Origin of the sequence: Brenneria nigrifluens DSM 30175 = ATCC 13028, from assembly GCF_005484965.1 — a bacterium.
Lineage (GTDB): Bacteria > Pseudomonadota > Gammaproteobacteria > Enterobacterales > Enterobacteriaceae > Brenneria > Brenneria nigrifluens.
The window spans coordinates 3,978,290-3,996,556 of the sequence record NZ_CP034036.1 but is presented as its reverse complement, the minus strand read 5'-3'; the positions used below and the strand labels follow the sequence as shown (position 1 = coordinate 3,996,556).

16 protein-coding genes and 1 tRNA gene are annotated in these 18,267 nt (G+C 57.2%); 16 read left to right on the top strand and 1 reads right to left on the bottom strand.

Annotated elements, in window-relative coordinates; all coding sequences use genetic code 11:
• The 13 genes from EH206_RS18740 (at nucleotide 1) to EH206_RS18680 (ending at nucleotide 13,502) form a co-directional block, all read left to right on the top strand.
• The gene (locus EH206_RS18740; RefSeq protein WP_009114447.1) at nucleotides 1-423 is read left to right on the top strand and encodes an ExbD/TolR family protein; all 423 of its coding nucleotides are present in this window, start codon (nucleotides 1-3) and stop codon (nucleotides 421-423) included.
• An 8-nt stretch (nucleotides 424-431) separates the two neighbouring features.
• Nucleotides 432-860 carry an ExbD/TolR family protein gene (locus EH206_RS18735; protein ID WP_009114446.1) on the top strand — a complete coding sequence of 143 codons (429 nt, stop codon included), beginning with the start codon at nucleotides 432-434 and terminating at the stop codon, nucleotides 858-860.
• Nucleotides 861-1,255: 395 nt separating this feature from the next.
• A tRNA-Met gene (locus tag EH206_RS18730) sits at nucleotides 1,256-1,332 on the top strand.
• Between the two features lie 220 nt (nucleotides 1,333-1,552).
• Nucleotides 1,553-2,005, top strand: coding sequence for a ribosome maturation factor RimP (gene rimP, locus EH206_RS18725; protein WP_009114445.1), 453 nt, complete (start codon nucleotides 1,553-1,555; stop codon nucleotides 2,003-2,005).
• Nucleotides 2,006-2,026: 21 nt separating this feature from the next.
• The gene (nusA, locus tag EH206_RS18720) at nucleotides 2,027-3,538 is read left to right on the top strand and encodes a transcription termination factor NusA (protein ID WP_009114444.1); all 1,512 of its coding nucleotides are present in this window, start codon (nucleotides 2,027-2,029) and stop codon (nucleotides 3,536-3,538) included.
• 25 nt (nucleotides 3,539-3,563) lie between these two features.
• On the top strand, nucleotides 3,564-6,269 hold the full coding sequence (gene infB, locus EH206_RS18715; protein ID WP_009114443.1) for a translation initiation factor IF-2: 2,706 nt from the start codon (nucleotides 3,564-3,566) through the stop codon (nucleotides 6,267-6,269).
• A 74-nt stretch (nucleotides 6,270-6,343) separates the two neighbouring features.
• Nucleotides 6,344-6,742: a 30S ribosome-binding factor RbfA gene (gene rbfA / locus EH206_RS18710; RefSeq protein ID WP_009114442.1), complete on the top strand. Its 399-nt coding sequence runs from the start codon at nucleotides 6,344-6,346 to the stop codon at nucleotides 6,740-6,742.
• Nucleotides 6,742-7,680, top strand: a complete 939-nt coding sequence (gene truB / locus EH206_RS18705; protein ID WP_009114441.1) for a tRNA pseudouridine(55) synthase TruB — start codon at nucleotides 6,742-6,744, stop codon at nucleotides 7,678-7,680. Before rbfA ends, truB begins: the two co-directional genes overlap by 1 nt.
• Nucleotides 7,681-7,808: 128 nt before the next feature.
• Nucleotides 7,809-8,078: a 30S ribosomal protein S15 gene (gene rpsO, locus EH206_RS18700; RefSeq protein ID WP_009114440.1), complete on the top strand. Its 270-nt coding sequence runs from the start codon at nucleotides 7,809-7,811 to the stop codon at nucleotides 8,076-8,078.
• 252 nt (nucleotides 8,079-8,330) lie between these two features.
• Entirely contained in the window at nucleotides 8,331-10,454 is a 2,124-nt protein-coding gene (gene pnp / locus EH206_RS18695; protein WP_040343436.1) for a polyribonucleotide nucleotidyltransferase, read from the top strand.
• A 123-nt stretch (nucleotides 10,455-10,577) separates the two neighbouring features.
• Nucleotides 10,578-11,462, top strand: a complete 885-nt coding sequence (gene nlpI / locus EH206_RS18690) for a lipoprotein NlpI (protein ID WP_009114438.1) — start codon at nucleotides 10,578-10,580, stop codon at nucleotides 11,460-11,462.
• A 107-nt stretch (nucleotides 11,463-11,569) separates the two neighbouring features.
• Nucleotides 11,570-11,644 carry a protein YrbN gene (gene yrbN, locus EH206_RS23665; protein ID WP_099049240.1) on the top strand — a complete coding sequence of 25 codons (75 nt, stop codon included), beginning with the start codon at nucleotides 11,570-11,572 and terminating at the stop codon, nucleotides 11,642-11,644.
• Nucleotides 11,637-13,502, top strand: coding sequence for a DEAD/DEAH family ATP-dependent RNA helicase (locus EH206_RS18680; protein ID WP_009114437.1), 1,866 nt, complete (start codon nucleotides 11,637-11,639; stop codon nucleotides 13,500-13,502). Before yrbN ends, EH206_RS18680 begins: the two co-directional genes overlap by 8 nt.
• 221 nt (nucleotides 13,503-13,723) lie before the next feature.
• On the opposite strand, the gene EH206_RS18675 is transcribed toward EH206_RS18680, so the two are convergent.
• The gene (locus EH206_RS18675) at nucleotides 13,724-14,737 is read right to left on the bottom strand and encodes a luciferase-like monooxygenase (protein WP_009114436.1); all 1,014 of its coding nucleotides are present in this window, start codon (nucleotides 14,735-14,737) and stop codon (nucleotides 13,724-13,726) included.
• Between the two features lie 286 nt (nucleotides 14,738-15,023).
• Between EH206_RS18675 and EH206_RS18670 the strand changes: the two genes are divergently transcribed.
• Genes EH206_RS18670 through EH206_RS18660 form a run of 3 tightly spaced genes read left to right on the top strand, consistent with a single transcriptional unit; the run spans nucleotide 15,024 to nucleotide 18,264 of the window.
• Nucleotides 15,024-15,995 carry an HlyD family secretion protein gene (locus EH206_RS18670; RefSeq protein ID WP_009114435.1) on the top strand — a complete coding sequence of 324 codons (972 nt, stop codon included), beginning with the start codon at nucleotides 15,024-15,026 and terminating at the stop codon, nucleotides 15,993-15,995.
• Entirely contained in the window at nucleotides 15,977-17,131 is a 1,155-nt protein-coding gene (locus EH206_RS18665; RefSeq protein WP_009114434.1) for an ABC transporter permease, read from the top strand. The genes EH206_RS18670 and EH206_RS18665 overlap by 19 nt, the downstream gene beginning before the upstream one ends.
• A complete protein-coding gene (locus tag EH206_RS18660) occupies nucleotides 17,128-18,264 on the top strand; it encodes an ABC transporter permease (RefSeq protein WP_009114433.1) in 1,137 nt (378 codons plus the stop codon). The genes EH206_RS18665 and EH206_RS18660 overlap by 4 nt, the downstream gene beginning before the upstream one ends.
• The last annotated feature ends 3 nt before the right edge of the window (nucleotides 18,265-18,267 follow it).

Below are 18,267 nucleotides of genomic sequence, written 5' to 3'. Positions count from 1 at the left end.
ATGGCGATGAACGTCGGTCAGGAGCGCGCGGACGATCTCGTCTCGGCCATCAATACCACGCCGCTGGTGGACGTGATGCTGGTGCTGTTGATCATCTTCCTGATCACCATTCCGGTGGCGACGCATACCGTGCCGATAACACTGCCGAAGCTGAATAATCAGCCGCGCGAGACCGCGCCGGAGAACGTCAATCTTTCGGTCGCCGGAGACGGCGCGCTGTACTGGAACGGCGAACCGGTGGCCGGGCTGGAGGCGTTGCTGGCGCGGTTCAAGGGCATTTCGCAAAGCGAGCCGCAGCCCGCCATCCACATTCACGGCGACGCAGCGGCCAGTTATGAACCGGTCGGCCGGGTGGTGCTGGCGGCGCAGCGTGCGGGCATCCGCAGGCTGAGCTTTATCACCGAGCCGCAAGGGAAGCAGTGAGGAAAACGATGGCGCTCAAGAGAGGAAAAAAACAGGCGCAACCGCAGGTGATGATGGAGATCAACACCACGCCGCTGATCGATGTGATGCTGGTGTTGCTGATCATGCTGATTATCACCATTCCGGCGCAGCTGCATTCGGTGGATCTGAACCTGCCGACGGCGCGACAGAATCCCCCGCCGCAGGAGGAGGAGCCGCAGGTAGTGCGCATCAGCATCGAAGCGGACAACATTATTCGCTGGGACGATGAGACGGTAACGCCTGATGCGCTGGAACAGAAGCTGCGGCTTGCGGCGGCGCAGGCGCGGCAGCCGGAGTTGCATATCCGGGCGGATCGGGCCGCCATCTACCGCCAGGTGGTGGCGGTGATGGCCGCGGTGCAGCGCCACAGGCTTACCCGGATCGGACTGGTCGGGCTGGAGCGGTTCGAGCACTAAACCAGGACGAATCGCTTCGGCGCCCGCGAGGGCCGGGAAAACGTAACGCGCCAGTTGCGCTTTCCCGGCCGTGGCTTATCAGCCTTGTTTCAGCGGGCGGGTTGGCTGCCGGGTCATATCTATGAGTGATTTTAATGAATAGTGTGGTTAATGTTTATCAGCGAAAGTAAAAGCGGGCTTTGATTTCTTCCCGCATCATGGGTATCATGCTGCGCACGTTTGGCGTTCTGGCTTACGGGTACAAATAGCAGTAAGGGCAGATTGCAATACGGATTTGATTGATGCCTTTATGTGTCAATACAATAGGTTGAATACGCAAGCCCCATCCTCATACCAATCCCAGAGATAACTTGCTTTTTAACGGTTGTCGGCGTAGTATTTGCCACGATTTCGGACGCGGGGTGGAGCAGCATGGTAGCTCGTCGGGCTCATAACCCGAAGGTCGTCGGTTCAAATCCGGCCCCCGCAACCACTTAACTTTCCTGGTAGGGTTTTTTTTCAAACGGGCTGTTTGGTAAGTCTCGGTCGCTTTCACAGTCGTTTTTGAAAGAATCCTTAACCGAAAGTTAGGCCGCGCTGTTTGGCGGTAATAGGGTCCAGTTGCATAAAGCCCCGATATATCGGGGTTTTTTGTTATTTGGTAACAGAATTACTGGGCTATTAGGCCCTTTTTTTATGTCTTGGGGGTGGGCTTGTCCACGTTAGAGCAAAAATTAACAGAGATGATTTCAGCACCGGTCGAAGCATTAGGCTATGAATTGGTCGGTATTGAGTTCATCCGGGGTCGCCAATCGACGCTGCGTATCTATATCGATAGTGAAGATGGCATCACTGTTGATGATTGTGCTGATGTCAGCCACCAGGTCAGTGCGGTATTGGATGTTGAAGATCCCATCACTGTCGCTTACAACCTGGAGGTATCCTCTCCGGGTCTTGAGCGTCCATTGTTCACGGCAGAGCATTATGTGCGTTTCATTGGTGAAGAGGTGACGGTGGTGCTGCGTATGGCAGTCCAGAATCGCCGTAAATGGTTGGGTGTCATCAAAGCCGTTGAGGGCGAGATGATCACCATAACAGTGGAAGGAAAAGACGAAGTGTTCGCGCTGAGCAACATCCAGAAAGCGAACCTGGTACCCCACTTTTAAAGTTTGGATGAGGCAACTAGGATGAATAAAGAGATTCTGGCTGTTGTTGAAGCAGTTTCCAACGAAAAAGCCCTCCCGCGTGAGAAGATTTTTGAAGCGCTGGAAACCGCGCTGGCGACAGCAACCAAGAAAAAATATGAGCAGGAAATTGATGTTCGCGTCAGTATCGACCGTAAAACCGGTGATTTCGATACTTTCCGCCGCTGGCTGGTGGTGAACGAGGTTACCCAGCCAACGCGCGAAATTACGCTGGATGCGGCGCAGTTTGAAGATCCTGCTCTTGATGTCGGCGATTATGTCGAAGATCAGATCGAGTCCGTCACCTTTGACCGTATTACCACGCAAACCGCCAAACAGGTTATCGTACAGAAAGTCCGCGAAGCCGAGCGCGCCATGGTTGTCGATCAGTTCCGCCAACAGGAAGGCGAGATTGTTACCGGTGTGGTGAAGAAAGTTAACCGTGATAATATCTCTCTGGATTTGGGTAATAACGCCGAAGCGGTCATCGGCCGTGAAGATATGTTGCCGCGGGAAAACTTCCGCCCCGGCGATCGCATCCGCGGCGTGCTGTATGCCGTTCGCCCCGAAGCCCGCGGCGCTCAACTGTTCGTCAGCCGTTCCCGCCCGGAAATGCTGATTGAGCTTTTCCGTATTGAGGTGCCGGAAATCGGCGAAGAGGTCATTGAGATCAAGGCCGCCGCCCGCGATCCCGGTTCCCGGGCGAAAATTGCGGTAAAAACCAACGACAAGCGCATCGATCCGGTCGGCGCCTGCGTAGGCATGCGCGGCGCGCGCGTTCAGGCGGTATCCAGCGAGCTTGGCGGCGAGCGCATTGATATTATCCTGTGGGATGATAATCCCGCGCAGTTTGTTATCAATGCCATGGCCCCGGCCGATGTGGTTTCCATCGTGGTTGACGAAGATACCTGTACGATGGACATCGCCGTCGAGTCCAGCAATCTGGCCCAGGCGATTGGTCGCAACGGCCAGAACGTGCGTCTGGCTTCCCAACTGCTGAAACAGCATCGTTCAGACGACCGTTGGGAACTGAACGTCATGACCGTGGAAGACCTTCAGGCCAAACATCAGGCCGAGGCGCATGCCGCCATCGATGTCTTTACCAAGCATCTGGATATCGATGAAGAGTTCGCCACCGTGCTGGTCGAAGAAGGTTTCTCCTCGCTTGAAGAGCTGGCCTATGTGCCAATCAAAGAGCTGCTGGCAATTGACGGTCTTGATGAAGAGACGGTGGAAGCATTGCGTGAGCGGGCCAAGGCGGCGTTAACCACGCTGGCGTTGGCGCAGGAAGAAAGTCGCGGTGACGACCAACCCGCAGACGATTTGCTCAGTTTACCTGGTCTGTCGCGTGAATTGGCATTTAAGCTGGCAGCACGCGGTATTTGCACGCTGGAAGATCTTGCTGAGCAGGGCGTTGACGACCTGACGGATATCGAAGGGCTTAATGATGAAAAAGCCGGCGAGCTGATTATGGCCGCCCGTAATATCTGTTGGTTTGGCGACGACAACGAATAACGAACTGTAGCAGGAAAGGAACAGCATGACAGATGTAACCTTAAAATCGCTGGCCACAGAGATTCAGACTCCGGTTGACCGCCTGATACAGCAGTTTGCTGATGCGGGAATTACCAAGTCCGCAGCAGATTCTGTGACTCAGCATGAAAAAGAAACCTTATTGGCGCATCTGAACCGTGAGCGCGGAAGTGCGCCAGGTAAGTTGACACTACAGCGTAAAACGCGTAGCACGTTAAATATTCCCAGCACCGGCGGCAAGAGTAAGTCAGTGCAGATCGAAGTCCGCAAGAAACGCACTTATGTAAAACGCGATCCTCTGGATGCCCAACAGGCGGAAGAGGAAGAGCATGCACGGCGTGAAGCGGAAGAACAGGCACAACGCGTTGCTGAAGAGCAGGCTAAACGCGAGGCTGAAGAAAAAGCCCGCCGCGAGGCCGCTGAGAAAGCGAAACGTGCTGCCGACGAGCAAGCCAAACGTGAGGCCGCCGAAATAGCTAAGCGTGACGTAGCGGAAAAAGAAAAAGTGACCAATCAACAAAACGATAGCATTACCAAGCCTGCCCAGGCCGAAAAAGCCCGCCGGGAAGCCGAAGCCGCGGAACTGAAACGTAAAGCTGAAGAAGCCGCTCGCGTTAAGGTTGAGGAAGAAGCGCGACGTATCGCGGAAGAAGCCCGTCGTATGGCGGAAGAAAATGCCGGCCGTTGGGAAGCGGAAAGCGCCGCCAAACCCGAAGAGTCAGCCGATTATCATGTGACGACCTCTCATCACGCCCGTCAAGCGGAAGATGAAAGCGATCGCCAGGTTGAAGGCGAGCGTCGTACCCGCACCCGCGCCGCCAAAACCACCAAACAGAAGAAAGGCAACCGCCAGTCCGAATCGAAAGCGGACCGTGAAGAGGCGCGCGCCGTTACCCGTAAAGGCAAGCGTAAGCCAAGTACGCTGCAGCAGAGTTTCAACAAGCCTGCCCAGGCGGTCAACCGCGATGTGGTGATCGGTGAAACGGTGACCGTTGCCGAACTGGCCAACAAGATGGCGGTGAAAGGCTCTCAGGTCATCAAAACGATGATGAAACTGGGCGCCATGGCGACGATTAACCAGGTTATCGATCAGGAAACCGCACAGCTGGTGGCGGAAGAAATGGGCCACAAGGTCATCCTGCGTCGTGAAAACGAACTGGAAGAAGCGGTAATGAGCGACCGCGATACCGGCGCCTCCGCCGTATCGCGCGCGCCGGTGGTGACCATCATGGGGCACGTCGACCATGGTAAAACCTCGCTGCTGGACTATATCCGTTCAACCAAAGTCGCCGCCGGCGAAGCGGGCGGCATTACCCAGCATATCGGCGCCTACCACGTTGAAACCGATAACGGCATGATCACCTTCCTGGATACCCCCGGACACGCCGCGTTTACCGCGATGCGCGCCCGCGGCGCCCAGGCGACGGATATCGTGGTGCTGGTCGTCGCGGCGGATGACGGCGTGATGCCGCAGACCATCGAAGCTATCCAGCACGCCAAAGCGGCCCAGGTGCCGGTGGTTGTCGCGGTAAACAAAATCGATAAGCCGGAAGCCGATCCCGATCGGGTGAAAACCGAGCTGTCCCAGTACGGCGTGATGCCGGAAGAGTGGGGCGGCGAATCGCAGTTTGTGCACGTATCGGCCAAAGCCGGCACCGGCATCGACGAACTGCTGGACGCCATTTTGCTGCAGGCCGAAGTGCTGGAGCTGAAGGCAATCCGCAGCGGTATGGCCAGCGGGGTGGTGATTGAATCCTTCCTGGATAAAGGCCGCGGCCCGGTCGCCACCGTGCTGGTGCGCGAAGGTACGCTGAACAAAGGCGATATCGTGCTGTGCGGCTTTGAATACGGCCGGGTTCGCGCGATGCGCGACGAACTGGGGCGTGAAATCACCGAAGCCGGCCCGTCGATTCCGGTGGAAATCCTCGGCTTGTCCGGCGTGCCGGCGGCGGGCGATGAAGCGACCGTGGTGCGTGACGAGAAGAAAGCCCGCGAAGTGGCGCTGTATCGTCAGGGCAAATTCCGTGAGGTCAAGCTGGCTCGCCAGCAGAAATCCAAACTGGAAAACATGTTTGCCAACATGACGGAAGGTGAAGTTTCCGAGCTGAATATCGTGCTGAAGTCCGACGTTCAGGGGTCTTGTGAAGCCATCTCCGATTCGCTGCAAAAACTGTCCACCGACGAAGTGAAAGTGAAGATCGTCGGTTCCGGCGTGGGCGGCATCACGGAAACGGATGCCACGCTGGCGGCCGCGTCGAACGCGATTATCCTTGGCTTTAACGTGCGTGCCGATGCCTCCGCCCGCCGCGTTGTGGAAGCTGAAAGTCTGGATCTGCGCTACTATTCCGTCATCTACGATTTGATCGATGAAGTCAAACAGGCGATGAGCGGTATGCTGGCGCCGGAATACAAACAGGAAATCATCGGCCTGGCGGAAGTACGCGATGTGTTCAAATCACCGAAATTCGGCGCCATCGCCGGCTGTATGGTGACGGAAGGCGTGGTTAAACGTCATAACAAGATTCGCGTACTGCGTGAAAACGTGGTCATCTACGAAGGCGAGCTGGAGTCGCTGCGTCGCTTTAAGGATGACGTCAACGAAGTGCGCAACGGCATGGAATGCGGTATCGGCGTGAAGAACTACAATGACGTTCGCGCCGGCGACGTGATTGAAGTCTTTGAAACGATCGAGATCAAACGCACGATCGCTTAAGTCGGCGTTAAGCGATGCGATAAGTTACTTATGGGGGGCCTTGCGCCCCCCGATTTTTACTTGAGGATTTCAACATGGCAAAAGAATTCAGCCGCACCCAGCGCGTGTCGCAGGAAATGCAAAAAGAAATCGCCATTATTATTCAACGGGAAGTGAAAGATCCGCGCATCGGTATGGCGACGGTATCCGGCGTTGAAGTTTCACGCGATCTGGCTTACGCCAAAGTTTTTGTGACCCTTCTCAACGATAATGAGCCGGAGCAGGTGAAGACCGCGCTGAAGGCGTTGCAGGACGCCTCGGGCTTTATCCGCGTGCTGCTGGGAAAAGCGATGCGCCTGCGCGTCGTTCCCGAATTGACGTTTTCCTACGACAACTCGCTGGTAGAAGGGATGCGCATGTCCAACCTGGTTACCAACGTGGTCCGGAATGACGCGGCGCGTCGTTCTACCTCGGGTGAAGACCAGGAGGATTAATGAGTCGTCCTCGTCGCCGCGGCCGTGACGTACACGGCGTATTGTTATTGGATAAGTCGCAGGGCATGTCTTCCAATGACGTATTGCAGAAAGTAAAGCGGATCTTTAACGCCAATAAGGCGGGCCATACCGGCGCGCTGGATCCGCTGGCGACCGGCATGCTGCCGATCTGCCTGGGAGAGGCCACCAAGTTTTCGCAGTACCTGCTGGATTCGGATAAGCGCTATCGGGTGATCGCCCGGCTGGGACAGCGCACGGACACCTCGGATGCGGACGGCATCCTGATTGCGCAGCGGCCGGTCGGTTTTTCGGCGGCGCAGTTGGAACGGGCGCTGGACGGCTTTCGCGGCACCACGCTGCAGGTGCCTTCAATGTATTCCGCTTTGAAGTATCAGGGGCGTCCGCTGTACGAGTATGCCCGTCAGGGGCAGACGGTTGCGCGCGAGGCGCGCGAAATCACCGTGTATGAGTTGCAGTTTATCCGCTGGGAAGGGGATGAGCTGGAGCTGGAAATACACTGTTCGAAAGGCACCTACATTCGCACCATCATCGATGATCTGGGCGAGAGGCTGGGTTGCGGCGCGCACGTTATTTATCTGCGCCGGCTGCAGGTTGCGACCTACCCGGTTGAGAAAATGGTGACGCTGGAGCAGTTGAATGTGCTGCTGGAACAGGCGCAGGCCGAGGAGCGTGCGCCGGCCCTGAGTCTTGACCCCCTGCTGATGCCGATGGAAAGTCCGGTGATGATTTTCCCCGAGGTGAACTTATTGCCCGTGGTGGCCGGTTATCTCAAGCAGGGCCAGCCGGTGCAGGCGGCAAACGCCCCGTTGAACGGCATGGTGCGCATCACCGAAGGCGAAGCGCGCAAGTTCATCGGCATGGGTGAAATCGACGGCGACGGACGCGTCGCTCCCCGCCGTTTGGTGGTCGAGTATTAGGAATAAGTCAAATCGTTGTCGCCTTGCTATCGCAAGATGCTGAGAGTAGAATAGCGCGGCTTGACTATTAGGTGGCTGAATTAGAGATCGGCGCCTGTTTTTTTATCTATAATGTTTGGAGTATTACTATGTCTCTAAGTGTTGAAGCGAAAGCGAAAATCGTTGCGGAATTTGGTCGTGGCACTAACGACAGTGGCTCTACCGAAGTTCAGGTTGCTTTGCTGACCGCGCAGATCAACCATCTGCAGGGTCACTTTGCCGAGCACAAAAAAGATCACCACAGCCGTCGTGGTCTGCTGCGTATGGTTTCTCAGCGCCGTAAGCTGCTGGACTACCTGAAGCGTAAAGATGTGGCACGTTACACCAGTCTGATCGAGCGTCTGGGTCTGCGTCGCTAAGTCTTCCGGGTTTCGGTGGGAAGGGGCCTCTTTGGGCCCCTTTCTTCTAGGATGCGCCGGTAAGAAAGGGTAATGTAGTATTGTTTTAATTATGATCTTTCATTGCAGAGGTTCGCGCGGCTAATGAGAGGCTTTATCTGCATGGGCAGGGTAAAGGTTGTCATTAGTCGTGAGGATGTAGTGCAAAGATCGGAGATTTATCGACGCGTCTATGCTGAATAAGCGTGATGCGCCCTAGTTAAGGATATTACTTTGTTGAATCCGATCGTTCGTAAATTTCAATATGGTCAGCATACCGTCACTTTAGAAACCGGTATGATGGCTCGACAAGCCACCGCTGCCGTTATGGTCAGCATAGATGATACCGCGGTATTCGTTACCGTCGTCGGCGCCAAACAGGCTAAACCCGGTCAGGGATTCTTCCCGCTGACCGTTAACTACCAGGAACGCACCTACGCCGCCGGACGTATTCCTGGCGGCTTCTTCCGTCGCGAAGGCCGTCCGAGCGAAGGCGAAACTCTGATTTCCCGCCTGATTGACCGTCCTATTCGTCCGCTGTTCCCGGAAGGCTTCCTGAATGAAGTTCAGGTTATCGCCACCGTGGTTTCCGTTAACCCGCAGGTTAGCCCCGATATCGTGGCGATGATCGGCGCCTCCGCCGCGCTGAGCCTGTCCGGCATTCCGTTCGGCGGGCCGATCGGCGCGGCGCGCGTCGGTTACCTGAACGATCAGTACGTGCTGAACCCGACCACCGACGAACTGAAAGAGAGCCGTCTGGATCTGGTGGTCGCCGGTACCGAAGGCGCTGTGCTGATGGTGGAATCCGAAGCGGACCTGTTAAGCGAAGAGCAAATGCTGGGCGCCGTGGTCTTCGGCCATGAGCAACAGCAGGTCGTTATCGAAAACATCAATGCGCTGGTTGCCGAAGCCGGTAAACCGAAGTGGGAATGGCACGCGCCGGAAGTTAACGCTTCCCTGCAGCAGCGTGTGGAAGCTCTGTCCGAAGCGCGCCTGGGCGATGCGTACCGCATCACCGAAAAACAGGAACGCTACGCGCAGGTTGATGCCATCAAGGCTGACGTTGCCGCGGCGCTATTGGCGGAAGATGAAACGCTGGACGCTGGCGAAATCCAAGACATCCTGGGCAGCGTAGAGAAAAACGTGGTTCGTAGCCGCGTGCTGCGCGGCGAGCCGCGTATCGACGGTCGCGAAAAAGACATGATCCGCGGTCTGGACGTGCGCACCGGCGTATTGCCGCGTACCCACGGCTCCGCGCTGTTCACCCGCGGGGAAACTCAGGCTCTGGTTACCGCCACGCTGGGTACCGAGCGTGATGCGCAGAACATCGACGAACTGACCGGCGAACGTACCGATCGCTTCCTGCTGCACTATAACTTCCCTCCGTACTCCGTTGGCGAGACCGGTATGGTGGGGTCGCCGAAGCGCCGTGAAATCGGCCACGGCCGTCTGGCGAAACGCGGCGTGCTGGCGGTGATGCCGAAAGCCAACGAATTCCCGTACACCGTACGCGTGGTTTCCGAAATTACCGAATCCAACGGCTCTTCTTCCATGGCCTCGGTCTGCGGCGCTTCTCTGGCGCTGATGGATGCGGGCGTGCCGATTAAAGCGGCCGTCGCCGGCATTGCGATGGGGCTGGTGAAAGAAGGCGGCAACTTTGTCGTGCTGTCCGATATTCTTGGTGATGAAGATCACCTGGGCGATATGGACTTCAAAGTGGCCGGCAGCCGTGAAGGTATCACCGCGTTGCAGATGGATATTAAAATCGAAGGCATTACCCGTGAAATCATGCAGGTTGCCTTGAACCAGGCCAAAGGCGCCCGTCTGCACATTCTGGGCGTGATGGAACAGGCGATCAGCACGCCGCGCGGCGATATTTCCGAATTCGCGCCGCGTATCCATACCATCAAGATCAGCACCGACAAGATCAAGGATGTGATTGGTAAAGGCGGTTCGGTTATCCGTGCGCTGACCGAGGAAACCGGCACTACCATCGAGATTGAAGACGACGGTACGGTGAAGATTGCCTCCACCGACGGTGAAAAAGCCAAACACGCGATTCGCCGTATCGAAGAGATCACCGCTGAAATCGAAGTGGGCCGCATCTATCAGGGTAAAGTGACGCGCATCGTCGACTTCGGCGCTTTTGTCGCCATCGGCGGCGGCAAGGAAGGCCTGGTGCATATTTCTCAGATCGCCGATAAGCGCGTTGAGAAAGTGACCGACTACCTGCAAATGGGTCAGGAAGTACCGGTCAAGGTACTGGAAGTCGACCGTCAGGGACGCGTGCGTTTAAGCATTAAAGAAGCAAATGCTCAACCTCAGGAAGCGGCCGTAGCGCCTTCTGAAGGTGAATAACTGTTAAAAAAAGCAGTACGGCTCCTTACAATGTAAGGAGCCGTGATCGTAAGGAGCGGATGTCCTTATACTGAGCTGACCGGGACAGGATGTTCATCCAATGTTTGTCTTCGGGAGTGGGAAATGAAGCCTTTCTTGCGCTGGTGTTATGTTGCGACAGCACTCATGCTGGCAGGATGCAGCAACACGGATTGGCGTAAAGACGCGGTATTGGCAATTCCATTACAGCCTACTTTGCAGCAGGAAGTAATCCTGGCGCGCATGGAACAGATCCTTGCCAGCCGGGCATTAACCGATGATGAGCGAGCACAGCTATTATATGAGCGCGGAGTGCTGTATGATAGCCTCGGGTTGAGGGCGTTGGCGCGAAATGATTTTTCACAAGCGCTGGCGATTCGCCCTGATATTCCAGAGGTTTTTAACTATCTGGGTATCTATTTAACGCAGGCAGGCAATTTTGATGCTGCCTATGAAGCGTTTGATTCTGTACTAGAGCTTGATCCAACTTACAATTACGCGCGTTTAAACCGGGGCATCGCTTTGTACTATGGCGGTCGTTACCTGTTAGCGCATGATGATCTGCTGGCGTTTTATCGAGACGATCCAAATGATCCTTTCCGTTCGTTGTGGCTGTATCTGGTGGAGCGAGAAATCAATCCGCAGACGGCCGAATTAGCGTTGCAGAAACGCTATGACGAGGCGCAGAGAGGACCGTGGGGATGGAATATTGTCGAATTCTACCTGAACGCAATCAGCGAAAAAGTGCTGATGGCGCGTTTGCAGGAAGAAGCAACGGATAACACTTCGCTCGCTGAGCATCTCAGTGAAACTGACTTCTATTTAGGTAAGCACTACCTAAGTCTGGGGGACAAGAACACCGCTTCGGCGCTGTTCAAGCTGACGGTTGCCAACAATGTCCATAATTTTGTTGAGCACCGCTATGCATTGTTGGAATTGGCGCTATTAGGCCAAGAGCAAGACGACCTATCAGGATCGGACCAGCAATAGCTGACGAACAACTATTTCAGCCTGAAAAAACTTCGGTTGTCACCTGTTACGGGTGAGGGCTTTTTTGTTCGCTTTTTAATCCAATTTGAGCCGGTTCACACTTTTCAATGAAAATGACTGAAAATTTTCTCGACGAGTTATGTAGACTGGCCGCCATTTATGAGGCACGTGTACATGACTGAGTTTGAAACCACTTTTGCTGAGTTGGGGCTGTCTGCTCCAATCATTAATGCCCTTACCGATCTGGGCTACGAAAAACCATCGCCAATTCAGGCGGAATGTATTCCTCACCTGCTGAGCGGTCGCGATGTGCTGGGTATGGCACAGACCGGCAGCGGTAAAACCGCGGCGTTTGCGCTGCCGCTGCTCAACAATCTTAAACCCGAGCTGAAAGCGCCGCAGATGCTGGTGCTGGCGCCGACCCGCGAACTGGCGGTGCAGGTTGCCGAAGCCTGTAATGATTTTGCCAAACATATGCACGGCGTGAGCGTGGTGGCCCTGTACGGCGGCCAGCGTTACGACGTACAGCTGCGCGCGTTGCGCGGCGGCGCGCAGATCGTGGTCGGTACGCCGGGACGTCTGCTGGATCACCTGAAGCGCGGCACGCTGAATTTGTCCAACCTGAGCGGCCTGGTGCTGGATGAAGCCGATGAAATGCTGCGTATGGGCTTTATTGACGATGTGGAAAACATCATGGCCCAGATCCCGGCGGAACATCAGACCGCGCTGTTCTCCGCGACGATGCCGGAAGCGATCCGCCGTATTACGCGCCGCTTTATGAAAGATCCGCAGGAAGTGCGCATTCAGTCCAGCATTACCACCCGTCCGGATATCAGCCAGAGCTACTGGACGGTTTCCGGCATGCGTAAAAATGAGGCGCTGGTTCGCTTCCTGGAATCCGAGGATTTTGACGCGGCGATTATTTTCGTGCGCACCAAAAACGCCACGCTGGAAGTGGCCGAAGCGCTGGAGCGCAGCGGCTACAACAGCGCCGCGCTAAACGGCGATATGAATCAGGCGCTGCGCGAGCAGACGCTGGAACGTCTGAAAGACGGTCGTCTGGATATTCTGATCGCCACCGACGTGGCCGCCCGCGGTCTGGACGTCGAACGCATCAGCCTGGTGGTCAACTACGACATTCCGATGGATTCCGAGTCTTATGTCCACCGTATCGGTCGTACCGGCCGCGCCGGTCGCGCCGGTCGCGCGCTGCTGTTTGTGGAAAACCGCGAACGCCGTCTGCTGCGCAACATTGAACACACCATGAAGCTGACCATTCCGGAAGTTGAACTGCCGAATGCCGAACTGCTGGGACAGCGCCGTCTGGCGAAGTTTGCCGCCAAGGTGCAGCAACAGCTGGAAAGCAGCGATCTGGATATGTACCGCGCGCTGCTGGCTAAATTGCAGCCGCAGGAAGAGCTGGATATCGAAACCCTGGCCGCGGCGTTGCTGAAAATGGCGCAGGGCGAACGTCCGCTGATTCTGCCGCCGGATCCGGTATTCGATCGTCGTCCGCGTCGTGAATTCCGCGATCGTGACGATGCGCGCGGCGACCGCCGTCGCGAGCCGCGCGAAAGCCGTGATGGCGATCGTCCGCCGCGCCGTGAACGTCGCGATGCGGGCGATATGGAACTGTATCGTATTGAAGTGGGCCGTGATGACGGCGTGGAAGTTCGCCACATCGTGGGGGCGATTGCCAACGAAGGCGATATCAGCAGCCGCTATATCGGCAACATCAAGCTGTTTGCCTCCCACTCGACGATTGAGTTGCCGAAAGGGATGCCGGGTGATTTGTTATCTCACTTTACCCGTACCCGCATTCTGAACAAACCGTTGAACATGCAGTTACTGGGCGATGCCCAGCCGCATGAACGTGGCAACGGCGGCGAACGCCGTGGCGGTCGTCCCGCGGGCGCCGCGCCTCGTCGTTCCTACAGTAACGGCGAACGCCGCGAAGGGAACGGCGGCGAGCGTCGTGAACGCACCTTCAACCGTGATGCCGCGCCGCGCGCTCCGCGCCGTCGTCCGGCTGATGCTTAATGGCGTGTTACACCAGGAAATAAAATATCTTTGCTGTAGATATTTAATCGCCTGATATTTTGCTATAAGCGACAAAACGGCCCTGTTCCATGGCCGTTTTTTTTATGTTTTTTTTTCCGACCATGGTGAACGGGTCTGCGAAACACCGCCACATTATGTTTAGGGAGTGATAGATCGGCGCTAACCAACCGGGGCCATGCAGCTCATCTCTTTCTTCCCGGCTATAGCGGCCTATCCTGCCGAACGCCGATGGCGATCTCGAACGATCGCAAGCGCGCCTGATGGTCGAAAATCTGGCCGTTGATCATTACTTCATCCGCCTGCGTTTCGCGCAGCAAACTCTGCAAACCATGGCGGACTTTCGCCCGATCGCCGACGATCGACAGACGTAATGTTTGCTCCACGCCGAACTGCTCCGCCGGGGACCAGAATGCATCCATATCTTCCACCGGCGCGGGCAGCGGGCCGGGCGTGCCGCGGCGCAGGTTGATGAACTGCTGCTGCATCGAGGTAAACAGAAAGCGGGCGTCGCGGTCGCTGTCGGCGGCGACCACGTTAACGCACGCCATGGCATAGGGTTTGGCGTGCGCTGCCGAGGGTTGAAAGGTTTCACGATAAACCTGCAGCGCCTGCAACAGCATATCGGGAGCGAAGTGGGCGGCAAAGGCGAAAGGCAGCCCTAAAGAGGCGGCCAGCTGCGCGCTGTATAAACTGGAACCCAGCAGCCAGACGGGAACGCCTAACCCCTGGCCGGGCACGGCCTGAACCGCCTGTCCCGGCCGCACGTCGGCGAAGTAGCGTTGCAGTTCCTGTACGTCTTGGGGGAAATCGTCGATTTCGGCGTTCAGGTGCCGCCGCAGCGCCAACATGGTTCTCTGATCGGTGCCCGGCGCCCGGCCGAGACCGAGATCGATGCGGCCGGGATAGAGCGACTCCAGCGTGCCGAACTGTTCGGCAATCACCAACGGGGCGTGATTCGGCAGCATCACGCCGCCGGAGCCGAGGCGGATACGCTGCGTGCCCGACGCCAGATAGCCAATCAGCACCGAGGTGGCGGCGCTGGCGATCCCGGTCATATTATGGTGTTCCGCCAGCCAGTAACGGTGGTAGCCCCAGTTTTCAGCGTGTTGCGCCAACTCCAGCGAGTGGCTGAAGGCATCCCGCGCCGTAAGCCCGACCGGTATCGGCGCCAGATCCAGAACAGAAAAGGGGACGGACTGAAGATCAACGGACATAGCGAAAGCTCACTTTATCAGGTTCCAGATAGGTTTGAGTATTGCGCCGTTTGGCGCAATTTGACACCCCGGAGCGGAATTTAGCGTTATCAACCGGCTGAGCGGAAGGCGCATCGACGCGAAGTAAAATCGTCATACAGTTTTATATTTAAACCGGGAGTCGGTATCGCGCTACAATGTAACCGGTTTGTTTTCAATGTTGGTTAATTGTTTTTATATAATGGCGGAGAGGCGTGCCGCGGAGCGCAATGAAGGGTTCCGCGCAGGATAAGCCTGGAGTTGATAAGTGAACAAAAAGACGCGATTTACGTTGTTGCTGATGGTGGTGGTCATTACGCTGACCGTGCTATTCAGGGCCAATAATCAGGATATCCTGCTACAGGGCGAAGTGGATGCGCCGGAGGTGATTGTGGCTTCCAAAACCTCCGGGCGGGTGACGGAGCATCATGTGCGGCGCGGTGATGAAGTGAAGTCCGGACAACTGTTGATTTCTCTGGAAAATGCCGAGTTGATCGCCCAGCAGCGCGCGGCGGAAGCCGCCAGAGATCAGGCGAAAGCGCTGTTGGAGCAGTCGGAACACGGCACCCGGGAAGAGAGTATTCGTAATTTGCGGGCCACGCTGGCCCAGGCGCAGGCGGAATACCGCCAGGCGCAGCATGAGTATGACCGTCAGAGCAATATCGCCACCAAAGGCTACGCCTCGGCCTCGGCGCTGGACAGCGCCCGGCAGGCGCGAGATAGCGCCTGGCAGCAGGTACAGGCCGCACAGGCCAGTCTGGATCAGGGCTTGCACGGCGACAGGCCTGAGCAACGGGCGAATTATGCCGCCGCCCTGCGTCAGGCCGAGCAGCAGTTACAGGAAATCAACGTCCTGGTGGATGAACTGCAGGTGAGGGCGCCGGTGGATGGCGAGGTCGGGCCGATCCCGGCGGAGGTGGGGGTGCTGTTCAACGCCGCCAGTCCGCTGATCACGCTGGTACGCGTACCGCAGTCCTGGTTCGTGTTTAATCTGCGTGAGGATATTCTGGCCGGCGTGCGCAAAGGTGACCGCATCGCCCTGCGCGTCCCGGCGTTGAATAACCGGATGATCGACGCCGAGGTGCGTTATATCGCGCCGTTGGGCGACTACGCCACCAAGCGCGCCACGCGGGCGACGGGCGATTTCGATCTGAAGACCTTTGAGGTGCGGCTGTACCCGCTACAGCCGCAGGAAGGACTGAGACCGGGAATGAGCGCGCTATGGCAGTGGCAAGAGTAACCGCCGCCTGGCGCGGTTTCAGCGCCTCATTCCGCCTGGAGGTGCGCACGGCGCTGCGCAGCCCGGTGGTGCACTGGCTGGGCTGGTGCTTCCCCGTGCTGCTGTTTATTCTGCTTGGCAGCATTTTTTCCGTCGGCACGATGCAGGATTTGCCGGTGTCGGCGATCGATAACGATCACAGCACGCTGTCCCGCGATCTGATCCGTAAGCTGGATGCCGGATCCCACGCCCGCATCGTGCCGGTTTCCGGCGGTCTGGAAGAGGCGCTGCAGCGATTACGCAGCGCGCAGGATTACGGCCTGCTCTATATTCCGGTGGATTTTGAAGCGCAGGTGCTGGCGGGGCGGCAACCCAGGGTGATTTTCTATTACAACGCGCTGTTTTATGGCGCCGGGCTCTATTCCACGCAGGATTTCAGCACGCTGATGGCGGAATTCAACGACCGCTATCGCGGCATTATCGCCGCGCAGTCCGGCGATACTCTGCCGGCGCTGGCCGACGTCGGCATGGCGTACGGCAGTCTGTTCAACGCCAGCGGCAGCTACGTTTACTACCAGCAGTTCGCCGCCACCATTCATTTGATACAGCTGTTTGCCGTCACCTGTATGATCTACGTGCTGGAACGCAGCAAAGATATCGTCAACCGCCGCCCTTTTGCGCCGGCCATGCTGGGAAAACTGGCCCCTTACACCCTGTGTTACACTCTGTTGCTGCTGGTTGAAATGGCCGTCCTGGTATGGGTTTCCGATGCGCATATAAACGGTAATCCGCTGTATATGCTGCTGGTGGGGTTTTTCTATGTGATGGCGGCGCAGAGCATCGGCGTGCTGCTGTTTACCTTTACCCGCACGGCGTTGACCGCCTATACCATGATGGGGATCATCGTCAGTATCGCGCTGACGTTTTCCGGTCTGGCGGTGCCCGAACTTTCCATGCCGCTGCCGGCGCGGATTATTGCGCAAATCGAGCCGTTGACGCACGCGCTGTACGCGATGTTCGATATCTTCCTGCGCCAGGTATCGCTCTTCGCGATCCTCGGGGTGTGCTGCCTGCTGTCGCTCTATCCGCTGGCGACGGGCCTGCTGGTGCGCAACCGTCTTTATCAGCGCTTAAGCCGGCGGGAGGAAGGGCCGTGAAAAGTTACTGGCGGACGTTCAGCCGGGTGCTGATGGGGATGCTGGAACGTCCCATGTGGATGATGTTGCTGGCGTCGCTCTGTGTGATGAGTCTGGTTTACGCCAATCACACGGTGTGGGATTTGCCGGTGGCGGTGATCGATCAGGATCACAGTAGCGCCAGTCGGCAACTGAGCCGCGAGCTGGACGCCAGCTCGAAAATCGCGGTAAAGCGTTACAGTAATCTGCCGGAGGCGCAGCGCGATCTGCTGCGGCGCCAGCTGTTTGCCGTGATTATTCTGCCGCCGAATCTGGAAAAAAAGATCCTGGCCGGCGAGACCGTTACCATCCCCGCCTACGGCGATGCCACCAATCGTCTGGCGAACGGGCAGATTCAGCAGGACGTGCTGGCCGCCTGGCAGCAACTGCTGGCGGACTATAACCGGGAGCAGCTGTTGCGCAGCGGGTTTAGCGAACGGCAGGCCGAGGTGGTGCTGATGCCGGTGGTGGGGCAGACGCGGGGGCTGTTTAATCCCGGCGTCAGTTTTGCGGCGATCGTTTTCCCCGGTCTGTTGGTGATGCTGTTGCAGCACTCCCTGCTGATTGCCTGCGTGCGGGTGAGCATTGCGTTGAAAAGTTCCCCGCAGGGCAAACCCTCTATACCGGTTTACCTCGGCGGCCTGTCGGCGCTGCTGCCGATCTGGCTTTTTCTGTCGATCGTGCTGTTTGTGCTGTGGCCCTGGGTGCTGGGCTACCGGCAGACGGCGAATATCGCGGAAATTCTGCTGCTGACGTTTCCTTTTCTGCTGGCGGTGCTGGGGCTGGGCAAGCTGCTGACGGAGTGCCTGCGGCGCGTGGAAATGATTTATCTGACGTTATCGTTTATCACCATGCCGGTGTTTTACCTTTCCGGCACCACCTGGCCGGTACAGTCGATGCCGGGCTGGGTACGGGCGATTTCATCCATGCTGCCTTCAACCTGGGCGACTCGGGCCATCGCCGGCGTTAACCAGATGAATCTGCCGCTGAGCGAGGTGGGGCGCGACGTGGTGATGCTGCTGGCGCTGGGCATGGTTTATACCCTGCTCGGCATTGGGGTGGGTCTGCTGCATAACACCGCGCAGTTGCGCCGGCTGTTGCGCCGGCGGGCCTGATTT